The sequence below is a fragment of the Streptomyces sp. NPDC050422 genome (assembly GCF_044458665.1).
In the GTDB taxonomy this organism is placed as follows: Bacteria; Actinomycetota; Actinomycetes; order Streptomycetales; family Streptomycetaceae; genus Streptomyces.
The window spans coordinates 76390-91994 of record NZ_JBITIE010000008.1 but is presented as its reverse complement, the minus strand read 5'-3'; the positions used below and the strand labels follow the sequence as shown (position 1 = coordinate 91994).

Annotated in this window: 12 protein-coding genes and 1 riboswitch; of the genes, 4 read left to right on the top strand and 8 right to left on the bottom strand. The window is 71.6% G+C overall.

Annotated elements, in window-relative coordinates; all coding sequences use genetic code 11:
* Positions 1-42: 42 nt before the first annotated feature.
* On the bottom strand, positions 43-2481 hold the full coding sequence (gene pcrA / locus ACIBJG_RS13975; protein ID WP_399307724.1) for a DNA helicase PcrA: 2439 nt from the start codon (positions 2479-2481) through the stop codon (positions 43-45).
* 258 nt (positions 2482-2739) lie between these two features.
* Positions 2740-2903, top strand: a riboswitch (cyclic di-AMP (ydaO/yuaA leader).
* On the opposite strand from pcrA, the gene ACIBJG_RS13970 reads away from it, so the two are divergent.
* On the top strand, positions 2902-4071 hold the full coding sequence (locus tag ACIBJG_RS13970; RefSeq protein ID WP_399307723.1) for an NlpC/P60 family protein: 1170 nt from the start codon (positions 2902-2904) through the stop codon (positions 4069-4071). It overlaps the preceding riboswitch by 2 nt.
* A 71-nt stretch (positions 4072-4142) precedes the next feature.
* On the opposite strand, the gene ACIBJG_RS13965 is transcribed toward ACIBJG_RS13970, so the two are convergent.
* Positions 4143-4496, bottom strand: coding sequence for a hypothetical protein (locus ACIBJG_RS13965; RefSeq protein ID WP_399307722.1), 354 nt, complete (start codon positions 4494-4496; stop codon positions 4143-4145).
* 354 nt (positions 4497-4850) lie between these two features.
* Here ACIBJG_RS13965 and ACIBJG_RS13960 point away from each other — a divergent pair, with 354 nt between their 5' ends.
* Positions 4851-5897: an NlpC/P60 family protein gene (locus ACIBJG_RS13960; RefSeq protein ID WP_399307721.1), complete on the top strand. Its 1047-nt coding sequence runs from the start codon at positions 4851-4853 to the stop codon at positions 5895-5897.
* Positions 5898-5938: 41 nt separating this feature from the next.
* The gene (locus tag ACIBJG_RS13955) at positions 5939-6718 is read left to right on the top strand and encodes a GNAT family N-acetyltransferase (protein WP_399307720.1); all 780 of its coding nucleotides are present in this window, start codon (positions 5939-5941) and stop codon (positions 6716-6718) included.
* A gap of 30 nt (positions 6719-6748) precedes the next feature.
* On the opposite strand, the gene ACIBJG_RS13950 is transcribed toward ACIBJG_RS13955, so the two are convergent.
* Positions 6749-7453 (bottom strand): LuxR C-terminal-related transcriptional regulator, encoded by a 705-nt coding sequence (locus ACIBJG_RS13950; RefSeq protein ID WP_399307719.1) that lies wholly within the window; start codon positions 7451-7453, stop codon positions 6749-6751.
* Positions 7437-8735 (bottom strand): PspC domain-containing protein, encoded by a 1299-nt coding sequence (locus ACIBJG_RS13945; RefSeq protein ID WP_399307718.1) that lies wholly within the window; start codon positions 8733-8735, stop codon positions 7437-7439. The genes ACIBJG_RS13950 and ACIBJG_RS13945 overlap by 17 nt, the downstream gene beginning before the upstream one ends.
* 339 nt (positions 8736-9074) lie before the next feature.
* Here ACIBJG_RS13945 and ACIBJG_RS13940 point away from each other — a divergent pair, with 339 nt between their 5' ends.
* Positions 9075-10394 carry a PspC domain-containing protein gene (locus tag ACIBJG_RS13940; RefSeq protein ID WP_399307717.1) on the top strand — a complete coding sequence of 440 codons (1320 nt, stop codon included), beginning with the start codon at positions 9075-9077 and terminating at the stop codon, positions 10392-10394.
* 156 nt (positions 10395-10550) lie between these two features.
* Here ACIBJG_RS13940 and ACIBJG_RS13935 read toward each other — a convergent pair whose 3' ends face one another.
* The 4 genes from ACIBJG_RS13935 to guaA all read right to left on the bottom strand — a co-directional run bounded on the left by ACIBJG_RS13935 (position 10551) and on the right by guaA (position 15312).
* Entirely contained in the window at positions 10551-11060 is a 510-nt protein-coding gene (locus ACIBJG_RS13935; protein ID WP_399307716.1) for a DoxX family protein, read from the bottom strand.
* 150 nt (positions 11061-11210) lie between these two features.
* The gene (locus tag ACIBJG_RS13930; protein ID WP_399307715.1) at positions 11211-12476 is read right to left on the bottom strand and encodes a hypothetical protein; all 1266 of its coding nucleotides are present in this window, start codon (positions 12474-12476) and stop codon (positions 11211-11213) included.
* A gap of 127 nt (positions 12477-12603) precedes the next feature.
* Positions 12604-13386 (bottom strand): class II aldolase/adducin family protein, encoded by a 783-nt coding sequence (locus ACIBJG_RS13925; RefSeq protein WP_399307714.1) that lies wholly within the window; start codon positions 13384-13386, stop codon positions 12604-12606.
* A gap of 339 nt (positions 13387-13725) precedes the next feature.
* Complete coding sequence (gene guaA / locus ACIBJG_RS13920; protein ID WP_399307713.1) at positions 13726-15312, bottom strand: glutamine-hydrolyzing GMP synthase; 1587 nt, start codon at positions 15310-15312, stop codon at positions 13726-13728.
* Between the last annotated feature and the right edge of the window lie 293 nt (positions 15313-15605).

Genomic DNA, 15605 nt, shown 5'->3' with positions numbered 1-15605 from the left:
CGGATGGGCGGCCACGGCCGCCCATCCGCGGGCCGAGCGGCGCTACAGCTTCTGGACCGGTGCGTACCGCAGCAGCAGCTTCTTCGGGCGCTCGTCGCCGAAGTCGACCGTGGCCTTCGCCTGGTCGCCGATACCCTCGACCGCCGTCACCGTGCCCAGACCGAACTGGTCGTGGGTGACGCGGTCACCGGCCACCAGCGTGATCGTCGGCTTGTCCGAGGTCCGCCGGGTCGCGAAGCCTGCGGGGCCGGAGCGTGCGCGGGAGGCGGAGAGCGACGAGGTGATGCCGGACGTCGGTCCCGCCGGGGCCGCCATCGGTCCCTTGCGCTTCCACTCGAGGTGCTGGTCCGGGATCTCCTCCAGGAACCGCGACGGCGGGTTGTACGAGGGCTGGCCCCAGGCGCTGCGCATCGCCGCCCGGGTGAGGTAGAGCCGCTCGCGGGCGCGCGTGATGCCGACGTAGGCGAGCCGCCGCTCCTCCTCCAGCTCCTTGGTCTGGCCGAGCGCCCGCATGTGCGGGAAGACGCCGTCCTCCATGCCGGTCAGGAAGACCACCGGGAATTCGAGGCCCTTCGCGGTGTGCAGCGTCATCAACGTGACGACACCGGAGCCGTCCTCGTCCTCGTCGGGGATCTGGTCGGCGTCGGCGACGAGCGCGACCTTCTCCAGGAACTCGGCGAGGGTGCCCGCACCCTCGTCCTCCGCCCGCTCCTGCTCGAACTCGAGGGCGACGGAGGCGAGTTCCTGAAGGTTCTCGATCCGGGTCTCGTCCTGCGGGTCGGTGGACGCCTGGAGCTCGGCGAGATAGCCGGTCCGCTCCATGACGGCCTCCACCACGACGGCCGGACCCGCGCCGGACTCCACGACCGTGCGGAGCTCCTCCATCAGCGTGTTGAACCGCTTCACCGCGTTCGCCGAGCGGGCCGCCATGCCGTACGCCTCGTCGACACGGCGCAGCGCCTGCGGGAAGGAGATCTTCTCGCGCATCGACAGGGCGTCGATCATCGCCTCGGCCCGGTCGCCGATACCCCGCTTGGGCACGTTCAGGATGCGCCGCAGCGGGACGGTGTCCTCGGGGTTGGAGAGGACGCGGAGGTAGGCCAGGACGTCCCTGACCTCCTTGCGCTCGTAGAAGCGCACGCCGCCGACGACCTTGTAGGGCAGACCGACGCGGATGAAGATCTCTTCGAAGACACGGGACTGTGCGTTCGTCCGGTAGAAGATCGCCACGTCGCCGGCCTTGGCGTCGCCCGCGTCGGTCAGCCGGTCGATCTCGTCGGCGACGAACTGCGCCTCGTCGTGCTCGGTGTCCGCGACGTATCCGGTGATGCGGGCGCCCGTGCCGGCGTTGGTCCAGAGGTTCTTCGGGCGGCGGCTCTCGTTGCGCTCGATGACCGCGTTGGCCGCGGACAGGATCGTCTGCGTGGAGCGGTAGTTCTGCTCCAGCATGATCGTGGTCGCGTTCGGGTAGTCCTCCTCGAACTGGAGGATGTTACGGATGGTCGCGCCCCGGAAGGCGTAGATCGACTGGTCCGCGTCCCCCACGACGCACAGCTCGGCGGGGGCGTCCTCGGGGCCGGCCGGGCCGACCAGTTCCCGTACGAGGGTGTACTGGGCATGGTTGGTGTCCTGGTACTCGTCGACGAGGACGTGCCGGAAGCGGCGGCGGTAGTGCTCGGCGACGTCGGGGAACGCCTGGAGCAGGTGCACCGTCGTCATGATGATGTCGTCGAAGTCCAGCGCGTTGGCCTCGCGCAGCCGGGACTGGTACAGCGCGTAGGCCTGGGCGAGCGTCTTCTCGAAACCGTCGGCGGCCTGTCCGGCGAAGGTCTCCTCGTCGATCAGCTCGTTCTTCAGGTTCGACACCTTCGCCGTGAACGACTTCGGCGGGAAGCGCTTCGGGTCGAGGTCGAGATCGCGGCAGACCAGGGCCATGAGGCGCTTGGAGTCGGCGGCGTCGTAGATCGAGAACGAGGAGGTGAAGCCGAGCCGCTTCGACTCACGGCGCAGGATCCGTACGCACGCGCTGTGGAAGGTCATGACCCACATGGCGTTGGCCCGCGGTCCGACGAGCTGCTCGACGCGCTCCTTCATCTCGCCGGCGGCCTTGTTGGTGAAGGTGATCGCCAGGATCTGGCCCGGGTGCACCCCCCGCTCGGCCAGCAGGTGGGCGATGCGGTGGGTCAGCACGCGGGTCTTGCCCGAACCGGCGCCGGCGACGATGAGCAGCGGGGACCCGGCGTGCACGACGGCTGCGCGCTGCTCGGTGTTCAGCCCGTCGAGCAGCGCGGCCGCGTCGAGGACGGGGCGGTGGGCCCCGTCGCGGTAGTACGCGTCGCGGGGCGGCGGGGGCCCCTCGAAAACGCCCGCGAACAGGCCCTCCGGCACCGCTTCGGGTGCGGAGTCCTCGGGGGGCGGCGGGGGCCCTTCCTCCGTGTGCTGGAGGCCGGCCAGGAAACTGTCGTCAAAGAGGCTGCTCATCGCCTCCCGAGTCTAGGCGTGCGCACTGACACTCCGGGCCCGAGTGACCAACCACGCACTCACAGGGGGACACACAGAGCAAGCGGCGGACCGCACAGAGTGCGGGGATTCCGGCCCCGCCTGCCCCGCAGCACCCCGATCCGCAGAGGTCACGAAAATGTATCGGGCATATCGAACATCAACCTTCACAGCGGCACCATGAGTTGGCTAGCGTGCTCGTTCGGGCGGCCCGTACCCCCAGAGGCGATCCACGCCGAGCGGGCGTCCACGCCGAATCCGGGCTTCCCGTACGGGAGTCAGGAACCGGGGACCCACACGCATCACCGGGGTGAATCGGTCCGAATCCCCCCAGGACCGTAGGGCAGCCTTCCGTTCCGCCCGAACCCGACAGCTAACCCGGTAGGCGGTCCACGGAAGGAGATGCCGGCCTTGGCGTCGCATCGCAAACCGCGCACCCTGGTGCGCAGCACCGGCCCCGCCGTCGGGCTCACGACGGCCGCGCTGGCATCGGTGACCCTGCTGTCCACGCAGAGCGCACTGGCCGCCCCGGCCCCCAAGCCCAGCATCGAGGACGTACAGAAGAAGGTCGACGACCTCTACCGGCAGGCGGGCACCGCGACCCAGCAGTACAACCAGGCGAAGGAGGCGACGACCAAGCAGCGTTCCAAGGTGGACACGCTGCTGGACGACGTCGCCCAGCGCACCGAGAAAGTGAACGAGGCACGCAGGACGCTCGGCACGTACGCCGCCGCCCAGTACCGCGGCGGCGCCCTCGCCCCGACCGCCACTTTCTTCCTGGCCGACGACCCGCAGTCGTTCTTCGACCAGACCCACCTCATGGACCGGATGACCGAGCGCCAGACGCGCGCCGTGTCGGACTTCCGTACGCAGCAGGAGAAGGCGTCCAAGCAGCGGGCCGAGGCCGTGGCGAGCCTGGAGACGCTCACCGAGTCGCAGACGACGCTGCGCACCAGCAAGCGAGACGTCCAGACGAAGCTGTCCGAGGCCCGCGGCCTGCTGTCGAAGCTGACCGCCGAGGAGAAGGCGCGGCTGGCGGAGCTGGAGCGCAAGAAGGAGGCGGAGGCCAAGCGCAAGGCGGGGGAGCTGGCGAAGAAGCAGGCTGCCGCGAAGGCCGAGGCCGACCGCAAGGCCGATGAGGCCGCGAAGGAGTCCGGCAGCGGTACGGGGACGGGCACCGGAACCGGTACCGGCTCGGGTTCCGGTTCGGACACCGATGCCTCGACCAAGGCGGAGAAGGTCATGGCGTTCGCCAGGGCGCAGATCGGCAAGCCGTACGTCTGGGGGGCGACCGGCCCGGCCTCGTACGACTGCTCGGGGCTCACCCAGGCGGCCTGGAAGGCGGCCGGCGTCGACATACCGCGGACCACCTGGGACCAGGTGAACGTCGGCACCCGGGTCGCCACGGCGGATCTTCAGCCCGGGGACCTGGTCTTCTTCTACGACGACATCAGCCACGTCGGCATCTACAAGGGCGACGGCATGATGATCCACGCGCCGAAGCCGGGGGCGAACGTGCGCGAGGAGTCGATCTACTACATGCCGATCTACGGGAGCGTGCGGCCGGGCTAGAGCGGCTTCGGGCGACGAAAACGCCGCTGCCCGGACCCTCGGGGGGTCCGGGCAGCGGCGTTGCCGTCGGCTCAGGTCCAGAGCGTGGCGATGAAGATGTTGACGATCGTCAGTCCGCCGACCGCCGCGAAGAGGCCCTTGTCGGCCTTCTCGTCGTCGCGCTTGACGTAGACGATTCCAAGGATCACGACCAGGATCAGCAGCTTGATGCCGATCTTGATGTTGTTCACGGGGTGGTCGTCGGCCTGGTCGAGCCCGACCAGGGCGATTCCCGTGACCAGCATGGTCAGCGCGCCGTGCAGCATGGCCGGGACGAAGCGTGCCGTGCCCGCCCCCATCGCCTTCATCTGGGTGAGGAAACCGCCCAGCAGGCAGGCGATGCCGATGATGTGCAGGGCGACGAAGACATCAATGAGTACACGCATGGTTCCGCAGCCTAGCCGCGGCCATATCAGCACTCCGCAGCCAGGTGGGCCTTAGCGACCACTTGACCGCGAGATGCACCAATTGCCTGACTCTGATGCAATTTTTCCGATCGTTCGGCGACAACGCAACGCCAAATTCACACAATAGGCGTCATTACAACTCTTCCCCGTGTCCCGGGTTTAGCGTCCCTGCCAGGTGACCCGCACACCGCCGATCCGCACCCGGGCGGCGTTCCGGTCACCCCGCCGAGGTTCCGGCGGCGGGCCGCTCCCCCTGTTGGCGGCCCGCCACCGGGCCGGGCGGGCCCGTCGGTAGACCCCGGCGGGCCGTCGACAGGAAGGACGCCCGCCCTCGTGGCAGCGCACCGGAAACCCAAGCAGCGCCCGTACACCGGCTCTGCTGCCCGCACCGCAGCGACCCTCGCCCTCGCCGGGGCCGCGACCGCTGCCGCGTTGCCGGGATCCGCGCACGCCGATCCGGCGCCGACCCCCGCCCAGGTGAAGGCCGAGGTGGACCGGCTGTACCGGGAGGCGGAGGTCGCCACCGAGCAGTACAACGGCGCCAAGGTGAAGGCCGCCGCCACCGAGAAGTCCGTGGACGCCCTGCGCGACGAGGCCGCCCGCAGGACCGAGCGGCTCAACACCGCACGCGACGCCCTGGGTTCGTACGCCGCCGCGCAGTACCGCTCCGGCGGCCTCGACCCGGCCGTGCAGCTGGCGCTCTCCTCGGACCCCGACCAGTACCTCCAGCGCGCCTCGTACGTGGAACGGGCCGGCGAGCGGCGCGCCACCGAGGTCCGCGCCGTGCAGCGCCAGGTCGCGGACGTGGCCCAGGTCCGCGCCGAGGCCGCCGGGCGGCTGACCGAGCTCGCGAGCCGCGAGGCCGCCCTGAAGAAGCACAAGGCCACGGTCCGCACCAAGCTCGCCGAGGCCCGGCAGCTGCTCGCCCGCCTCTCCCCCGCCGACCGCGCCGCCTACGACGCCTCCGAGGACGGGCGGGGCGGCGCCCACGCCGACCGCAGCGCCCCGCGCGGCTCCGACCAGGCCCCCAACGCCCGCGCCGCCGCCGCGGTCGCCTTCGCGTACACAGCGCTGGGCAAGCCGTACGTCTGGGGCGCCACCGGCCCCTCGTCGTTCGACTGCTCCGGTCTCACCCAGGCCGCCTACCGCTCCGCGGGCGTCTCGCTCCCCCGGACCACGTACACCCAGATCGACGCCGGCCGACGCATCTCGCGCTCCGAACTCGCCCCCGGGGACCTGGTGTTCTTCTACTCGGGCATCAGCCACGTCGGCCTCTACATCGGCAACGGCCGGATGATCCACGCCCCGCGCCCGGGAGCCCCGGTCCGCGTCGCGCCGATCGACCAGATGCCCTTCGCGGGAGCGACCCGGGTGGCATAGGCTCCCGGTTCCGAGCCCAACTGCCTTGAGGACACCCGCACATGTCGTTGGACCTCGACGTCCAGATCCACGCCCGCACGCTCACGCTCCGCTCCCCGAACCATGTCCGGGTGGGCCCGTTCGCGATCCGCTACAACCCGGACTGGTCCCTGAAGTACGCCAACTACGCGATCCCCGACCAGGGCGCCGAGCCGACACCCGCCGAACTCGACGCGCTGATCGCGGCCTTCCGCGAACTTGACCGGATGCCGCGCCTGGAGTTCCTGCCGACCTGGGCACCGGCGGTCGAACCCGCTCTGCTGGCCGCCGGGTTCACCGAGGAGAACCGGGCCCCGCTCCTGGCCATCGCCCCCGGCGGTCTGCTGCCGCCGAAGCCGGTGGACGGCCTGGTGATGGCCGAGCCCGCCACGGACGCGGAGTTCGCCGCCGCGGCCCTCGTCCAGCACCTGGGCTACGGCGGGAGCGGTGAGCCCGAGGCCGGCACGGCCGACTGGCTGCGCACCGCCGCGAAGGACGGCGGGGTCGCCGCGCTCGCGACCGTCGACGGTGTCCCGGCGGGCGCGGGCGGCTGCTCGGTCCCGGTCGACGGTCTCAGCGAGCTGGCCGGGCTCGCGGTCGCGGCGGACTTCCGCCGCCGCGGCATCGGGGCCGCCCTCTCCGTCCATCTGACGGAGACCGCGTTCGCGCGGGGCTGCCGGGTGGTGTGGCTGGAGCCGGGCGACGCCGAGGTGGAGCGGATCTACGCGGGCATCGGCTACCTCCGGGTCGGCGAGAAGCTGAACATCTCGCTCGACCCGGAACGCGAGGCCGAAGGCGTCTGACGCGGCGGCCGAACGGCGAACGCCTCCGGCTCAGACCAGCCGTCGCGCCGTCGCCCACCGCGTGAGCTCGTGCCGGTTGGAGAGCTGGAGCTTGCGCAGCACCGCCGAGACGTGCGACTCGACCGTCTTCACCGAGATGAACAGCTGCTTGGCGATCTCCTTGTACGCGTAGCCGCGGGCGATCAGCCGCAGCACCTCGCGCTCGCGCTGCGTCAGCCGGTCGAGGTCCTCGTCGATCGGCGGGGCGTCCGTCGAGGCGAAGGCGTCCAGGACGAAGCCGGCCAGCCGGGGCGAGAACACCGCGTCGCCCTCCTGGACCCGGAAGACCGAGTCGACCAGGTCGGCGCCGGTGATGGTCTTGGTGACGTAGCCGCGGGCGCCGCCGCGGATGACGCCGATGACGTCCTCGGCGGCGTCCGAGACGGACAGCGCCAGGAAGCGCACCGGGTTCTCGACCGCGCCCATGAACGGGGCGCAGCGGCGCAGCACCTCGACACCGCCGCCGCCCGGGAGGTGGACGTCGAGGAGGACGACCTCGGGGCGGGTCGCCGTGATGACGTTGACCGCCTGGTCGACGTCGGCGGCCTCGCCGACGACCTCGACGCCGGTCTCCTCGGTGCGGCCGATCTCGGCCTGTACTCCGGTGCGGAACATCCGGTGGTCGTCGACGAGCACGACTCGTACCCGGCGCTCCGGGCCCTCGTGGCCCCCGGTCGCCTCAGTGGTCCCGTTCATCGCTCGTCCTCTCCATCTCCAGCTCGACTTCCGTGCCCCCGCCGGGCACCGAACGCAGCCGTGCGGTGCCGCCGTTGCGCTGCATCCGGCCGATGATTGATTCTCGTACGCCCATTCTGTCCCCCGGTACGGAATCCAGGTCGAATCCCGGACCCCGGTCACGCACCGAGACGAAGACCGTGCGGCCCTCGACCTCCGCGTAGACCTGGACGGCGCCGCCCTCGCCACCGTACTTGGCGGCGTTGACCATCGCCTCGCGTGCGGCCTGCATCTGTGCGGTCACCTTCTCGTCGAGCGGGCAGTCGCCGACGACGACGACCTCCAGCGGGACGCCGTGCTTGTCCTCGACCTCGGCCGCGGCGCGTTTGACGGCCTCGGCGAGTGTCTCGGGCTCGTCGCCCTCGTCCTTGCCTGTGCCCTCGGGGTTGTACAGCCAGTTGCGCAGCTCGCGTTCCTGGGCGCGAGCCAGCCTGCGGACCTCGCCCGCGTCCTCGGCGTTGCGCTGGATCAGGGTGAGGGTGTGCAGCACCGAGTCGTGGACGTGGGCGGCGACCTCGGCGCGTTCCTGGGCCCTGATGCGCATCAGGCGTTCCTCGGAGAGGTCCTGGGTCATGCGGACGAGCCAGGGTCCGGCCAGCAGGGCGATGCCGGTGAGCACGGCAATAGCCGCGGTGAGGACGTTGCCGAGCTGGGCGGCGGAGCCGCGTACGACCATGAAACCGGCGAGCCCGAGGCCCACCAGGGCGACCCCGGCGAGTCCGCGGGCCAGGTGCAGGACCCGGCGGCGGCTGCCGACCTCCATCCAGCGGGCGCGGCGGGCGTTGTCGGCCTGGCGCCACACCAGGACGGAGCCGGCGCCGATCAGCAGGGTGGGCCAGATGTAGCGGTCGGCGTTGCTGCCCATGTCGACGTTGCCGACGAAGATCAGGGCACCGAACAACAGCGCGATGAGGGCGAAGACCTGGCCTTTGTCGGGCTTGCGGAGTCTGCGGGTGCCGTCGGGGGCGGTCTCGAAGAGGGAGCGCGGGCCGTCCACGCCGCCGACGCCGAGCGGGACGACGATCCAGAACACGGCGTACAGGAGTGCGCCGAGTCCGTCCGCGAAGAACAGCCCGAGGAAGACGAACCGCACCCAGGCGACCGGCAGCCCGAGGTGTCCGGCGAGGCCGCGTGCGACGCCGCCGAGCAGCCGTCCGTCGGCGCTGCGGTACAGCTTGCGCTGGGGCGGCTCCTCCGGGTCGGCGGCGAGGGAGCTTGCGGCTCGGGGCGTGGCGGCTGGCATGACCCGATCGTCACACGTCTGTGCGGGTGATGGCATCAGGGTCGGCCCCCACATCGCCCCTGAGACGCAACGGACGGCGCGAGGGCGTCTCAGAGGCTGTCGGGTGACCTGCGACCGGGCGGCCACGCCCTGGCACGCACGCTTCCCGCGTTACCGAAATGCCCGAGTAGCTCCGCTACCAGGACATCCCGTCGCCTTGGAACCGCACGCACCGGACCGCGTCCGCTCTCCGATCTCAGGTCACCCGACTGCCTCTCAGGGTCCGGCCCGGCCAATATCAGGGACCGGCCAGGGTCGGGGCGGGTGCCGGAAGGGACCGGCGCCCGTCACCATGGAGCCATGACCGTTCCCCAGGATGCGCCGCCCGGCGTCGTACCGCCCCCCGGGCCCGTACCGCAGCTGCACCGCAGCTCGCGGCAGAAGGTGGTGGCAGGGGTGTGCGGCGGGCTCGGCCGGTACTGCAACGTCGATCCGGTGATCTTCCGGATCGTGCTCGGTGTGCTCTCCGTGACCGGCGGGCTCGGGCTGATCTTCTACGGCTTCGCGTGGCTGCTGATCCCGCTGGAGGGCGAGGAGGAGAACGAGGCGCGCCGGCTGCTGTCGGGCCGGGTCGAGGGGTCGTCGCTGATCGCGGTGTTGTGCGCGCTGATCGGCTGTGGTCTGTTCCTGTCCATGCTGGGCAACAGCGGCACGCTGGCGTTCTCCGCGATGCTCTCGGTCGCCGTCATCGGCTTCACGGTCTGGACGCAGCACCGCAGGACGGCCGATCCGCAGGAGCGGACGCATCCGGCGGCCGACCGGGCGGTGTCCGACGCGCCGCCCGAGGTGAAGGCACCGCCGAAGCCGTCCGGCCCGTCCTGGTGGCGCGACCCGATCGTCAAGGACGGGACCACGGGGCCGGCCGGTGCGGGCTATCTGTGGGGGCCGGCGGACACGGTGCTCGACGGCCGGTCGACGGCGCGGCCGCGCGGGGCTACGGCCGACAGCCCGTTCCGCGGGCCCGAGCGGTCGCTCAGGAGCGCGGAGCCGACCTCGATCGCCGGTGCGGTCTTCCTGCTCGCGGTACTGGCGGGCGTTCTGGGCGCGCGGCTGCGCTGGGACTCCCAGCCGTTCGGCACCAGTCTGCAGATCGGGCTGGCCGCCGCGCTCGCGGTGTTCGCGGTCGGGTTGCTGGTCACTTCCTTCGTCGGCCGGACCGGTTTCGGCACGCTGCTGCTCGCGGTGATCACGGCGCTCCTGCTGGCGGGCGCGGCGGCGCTCCCCGAGGAGATCACCGCGCACTGGGAGCGCAAGGAGTGGCGGCCGGCCTCGGTCACCGCCGTACAACCGCGTTACGAGGTGGGCTCCGGGGTGGCGGACCTCGACCTCACCCGGGTCGCGGTGCCGAAGGGCGACACCCTCAGCACCCGCCTGGAGGTCGGCGCGGGCCGGGTCGTCGTAAGGGTGCCGAAGGACGTCACGGTGAAGCTGCGCGCACGGACCGGCCTCGGCGAGATCAATCTGCCGGGCGAACCACGCCGGGGCGACGTGGACATCCGCCCCTCGCAGAACGAGCGCCGGACGCTGCCGCCGCCCGAGGGCAGCAAGCCGGCGGGCACTCTCTCGCTCGATCTGGAAGTCGGCATCGGACAGGTGGAGGTCACCCGTGCTGCGTCATGAGTTCCGGCCCGGACGGGCCGTCGCGGGTGTGGTGATGCTGGCGCTGGCCGCCGGATACGCGGCGGAAGCGGCCGACGCGTGGGATCCCCCCTGGGGCTTCTTCATCCCCCTCCTGGTCGGCGGGTTGTGGGTGTCCGCCGTGGTGACCTGGGTGGCCTACCGCATCCGTCGCCGCCGCGTCGCGAGGAAGGTGTCCACGGAGAACGACGTGGCCCCGCCGAGCAGCAGCGGCAGCCAGGCCATGAGGTAGATCAGGTCGTTGCCGAGGTAGTACGGCGAGACCTGCCAGCTGACGGTCAGCCACAGGCTGAGCGAGATCAGCGCCCCTCCGAGTGCCGCGAGCCGGGTCCACAGGCCCAGCAGCGTGCCGATGCCGACGGCGAGCTCCCCGAAGGCGATGGCGTAGCCGAAACCGGAGGGGCTCTTCAGTGCGAGGTCGACGAGGGCCGGGATCGCGGCGGAGTCACGGACGGCGGACATCTGCTCGCCGATCGATCCCGCGCCGGAGGCATGGAAGAAGGCGCTGTCGGTCAGTTTGTCGAGCGCCGCGTAGATGAAGGTGACGCCGAGGAAGATCCGCAGGGGCAGCAGGGCATGCTCCCGCGCCAGTTCTCCCAGCCCCTTGGCCTCGCCCGGAACGCGCCCGTTCGTGCCGTACCCGTGCATGGTTCTCCCGCCTCCCGCGGCCCGCCGCCGGACCGGGGTCCGTCAACAGGGCCGTTCGACCCTCGCCGGACCGTTCGATCCGTCACCAGACCATACGTACGCCCCGCACGGGCGGCTCACCAGGTGCGCGGCCGGGTTCTCGGGAACCTCTCAGTCCGTCACGTCGATGGCGACGCGGTTCGACTCCGCCCCGGACGCGGTCACCACCTGCACCTCGACCACCCCGGGCTCCACCTCCACCGGCACCGGCACGGTCAGCACGGTGTCGGTCGGGTTCGCGAAGCCGCCGGTGACCGGGACCATGGGTACGTGTACGTGGACGGGGCCGATCCGCACGACCATGCGGGCCAGCCGGTCCGGGGCCCCGGCGCCGGGCGGCACGAACCCCGCGCCACGGATCTCGATGTCGTCGCCGGTACGGATCGGCGCGTCCAGATCGCCGGCCTCACGGGCCCGAACCACCGACAGCACCACGGGCCGGCCGCCCTCCGCGTACTTCCCGGCGAAGTAGGCCGCCGCCGAGACGGCCACCAGGAGCGCGAGCCCCCACGGCAGGTCGGGCAGCTGCTCGGGCCGGCGGGCGAGGCGGACCGCGGCGAACACCACGGCGACGGTGGACACCAGCACGTAACTCACGTCCGTGAACGCGCCGCGCCCCGAGTCGTCGGTCAGCAGGTCGGCGGCGCGCGGCCGGTCGGCGCGCAGCTTCTGCAGCCGCCCGGACAGCACCCGTACGCTCACCACCCGCCGCACGACCACCGCGATGGCGCACACCAGCGCCAGCACGCTCACCACACCGGCGCCGCGCGCCAGATCGAGGCCCTCGATCAGCGCGTCGCGCTGCGCGTGGCCGGAGGCGACCGCCAGCTGGAGGGCTAGGACGAGGACGGAGAAGACGGCGAGCAGCACCCAGGACGCGGCGACCGCACGGGAGGTCGAGAGCCGGTTGTCCTCGCCGATCAGCGGGGCGAGGAGGCCGCCGCGTGCCCGGTGGACGTGCGCGGCCGCGGTGAGCAGCCCGGCGGTGACGAGTCCGGCGACCAGGCCCGCGGTACGGGCGTGGGTCCAGCCGGCCCCGATGGCGGTGGCGGCCTCGGCGACGGCCAGCACGGCGACGGCGCCCCAGACGATGACCAGGGTGCGCCGCCACACCCGGTACAGCCAGGCGTCACCGGCTTCCCGGCCCCGGTCGGCGACGGTGCGCGCGGACTGGGTCAGCTCGTCCGAGACCCACTGCCGGGTCGCGGACGCGGACTGGGCGACCCCGGCGGGAAGCCCCTGGCCCGCGGCGAGTTCGTCCCGCTTGGCCAGGAAGGCGGCCACCGCGCGCCGGTGCCCCTGGCGTGCTCCGTGCGGGCAGTCGCCGCACGTGCAGCCACCGCCGTGCGCGCTTTGTCTTGCCTCGTCCAACGCCACGGAGAACGCCGCCCTTTCCCGCCCCGGTACAGCCCTTGATCAAACCCAACTCGGCTGTGATTGCTGCGAATTGTGCCGTACGGGGCGGGAGGTTCCCGCATCGGGGCACTCCGGGCGGGCGGGATCGTCAGAATGTTCGAGAGATCCGGGTCCACAGCGGCTGGTAGTTGATCCAGGCCACCAGGTCGCTGCCGAGCTGTTCGCGGGTGGTGACCGCGTCCCGGTGCTCGATCAGCACGGGTTTCCCGGCCGCCCGCGCGGCCAGCTGGACCTGGCAGGACCGCTCCAGCGCGAGGAACCACCAGGCCGCCGCGTCCACCGAGTCGCCCACCGTCAGCAGCCCGTGGTTGCGCAGCACGATGGCCTTGCGGGGCCCGAGCGCGGCCGCGATCCGGCGCCCCTCGTCCTCGTCCACGACGACCCCCGTGTACGCGTCGTAGAGCGCGTGGTCCTCGTAGAAGGCGCAGGACTCCTGGGTGATCGGCTCGACGAGCTCGCCCAGCGCGGCCAGCGCCCTGCCGTGCACGGAGTGGGTGTGCGCGACGGCGATGACGTCCGGGCGGGCCCGGTGCACCTGCGCGTGGACGGCGAACGCGGCCTGGTTGACGTGCCGGCTCCCCTCGACTACCTGGCCCTCACCGTTGACCAGGATCAGCTCGTCGGGCCGCAGCCCGTCGAAGGGGGCACCGAAGGGGTTGACCCAGTAGCAGTCGCCGAACTCCGGGTCGCGCGCCGTGATGTGCCCGGAGACGCCGTCCTCGTACCCGTACTCCCCGAACAGGCGCAGCGCCCCGGCCAGCCGTTCCTTGCGGTGGGCACGCTCCTCCTCCACGGAGGTGTGGACGGGCGGCATGGCGAAGTGGAGCTGGTCCACGGGTACGGGTGTGGGTACGGGTGTGGGCTCGGGCATGGCGACTCCTCGGTGCTCCCGGGCGTACGGGATCAGGCGTACGGGATCGGAAGTTACCGCCGGTCGCCGCAGGTGACCAGAGGCATCGGCCATCGATTGTGCAGCCGTCCGGGGCCGGGAACGCGGCGATGCCGCCGCCCGTGGGAACGGACGGCGGCATCGGCACGGGAACGCGGGGAGGGAGCGGCCGGCACATGGGGGGTGGAAGAAGGAGCGGGGCTGGGTGCGTGCAGCTGCAAGGCGGAGGATTGAGCCATGGCCGGAGCCATGGTGATTGACGACAACGCCGCAGATGCGCGTGCCCAGCCCCGCGACGCCGCCCCCCTGTGCCGGCCGCTCCTACTCCCACTCGATGGTGCCCGGGGGCTTGCTCGTGACGTCGAGCACGACGCGGTTGACGTCGGCGACCTCGTTGGTGATGCGGGTGGAGATCTTGGCGAGGGTCTCGTAGGGCAGTCGCGACCAGTCCGCCGTCATGGCGTCCTCGGAGGAGACCGGGCGCAGCACGATCGGGTGGCCGTAGGTGCGGCCGTCGCCCTGGACGCCGACGCTGCGGACGTCCGCGAGCAGGACCACCGGGCACTGCCAGATGTCGCGGTCCAGGCCGGCCTTGGTCAGCTCCTCGCGGGCGATGGCGTCGGCGTCGCGCAGCAGGTCGAGCCGCTCCTTGGTGACCTCGCCGACGATCCGGATGCCGAGGCCGGGGCCGGGGAAGGGCTGGCGCTGGACGATCTCCTCCGGCAGGCCGAGCTCCTGGCCGACCATCCGGACCTCGTCCTTGAACAGCTGGCGCAGCGGCTCGACGAGCTGGAACTCGATGTCGTCGGGGAGCCCGCCCACGTTGTGGTGGGACTTGATGTTGGCGGTGCCGGTGCCGCCGCCGGACTCGACGACGTCCGGGTAGAGCGTGCCCTGCACGAGGAAGGCGACCTCGGGGCCGTCCTCCTGGAGGATCTCCAGCTGGGCCTGCTCGAAGACGCGGATGAACTCGCGGCCGATGATCTTCCGCTTCTGCTCCGGGTCGGACACACCGGCCAGGGCGTCGAGGAAGCGCTTCTCCGCGTCGACCACCTTCAGCTTCGCCCCGGTCGCGGCGACGAAGTCCTTCTCGACCTGCTCGGTCTCGCCCTTGCGCATCAGACCGTGGTCGACGTACACACAGGTCAGCTGGGAGCCGATGGCCTTCTGTACGAGGGCCGCGGCGACCGCCGAGTCCACCCCGCCGGACAGACCGCAGATGGCGCGCTTGTCACCGACCTGCTCGCGGATGAGGGCGATCTGCTCCTCGACGACGTTGGTCGTCGTCCAGCTCGGCTCGATGCCGGCGCCGCGGTAGAGGAAGTGCTCCAGGACCTGCTGGCCGTGCGTGGAGTGCAGGACCTCCGGGTGGTACTGGACGCCGTAGAGCTTCTTCTCGTCGTTCTCGAAGGCGGCGACCGGGACGACGTCCGTGGACGCGGTGACGGTGAAGCCCTCGGGGGCGGCGGAGCAGGCGTCGCCGTGCGACATCCACACCGACTGGTCGGCCGGGGTGCCCTCGAAGAGGGTCGAGCCGGTCTTGGAGACGGCGAGCGCGGTACGGCCGTACTCGCGGGCACCGTTGTCGTCGACGGTGCCGCCGAGCGTGGTGGCCATCAGCTGGAAGCCGTAGCACATGCCGAAGACGGGGACCCCGGCCTCGAACAGCGCGCGGTCGAGCGAGGGCGCGCCCTCGGCGTACACCGAGGAGGGTCCGCCGGACAGGATGATCGCCCGGGGGTTCTTGGCCAGCATCTCGGCCACCGGCATCGTGGACGGCACGATCTCGCTGTAGACCCGGGCCTCACGGACGCGTCGGGCGATGAGCTGGGCGTACTGCGCGCCGAAGTCGACAACGAGGACCACGTCGGTGGTGGTGTCGGGGGCGGCGGGGGGTGCTGCTGGCACGGGGGCGGCCTTCCGGCGGTGGAGAGGGGGTCGGTTCTTCCGATTCTACCGGCGGCCGGGAGCGAGCCTCGTCGCACGGGGAGGGGCGCGGCCGTCTCACCATCCGGGCCGGGCGTTGGGCCGGGCCCGCCGGTGGGCCCATACTGTCTGCCATGCGTCAGCACACGATCTTCGTCTTTACCTATGGCACCCGGCCCGCCGGCTGCCATGGTCGTGCTGCTTGAGCAACTGACAAGCAACGTTCCAGGCGCCCCGGGCCGACAGGCCCGGGGCGCTCTGGCGTTCCGGGCCCG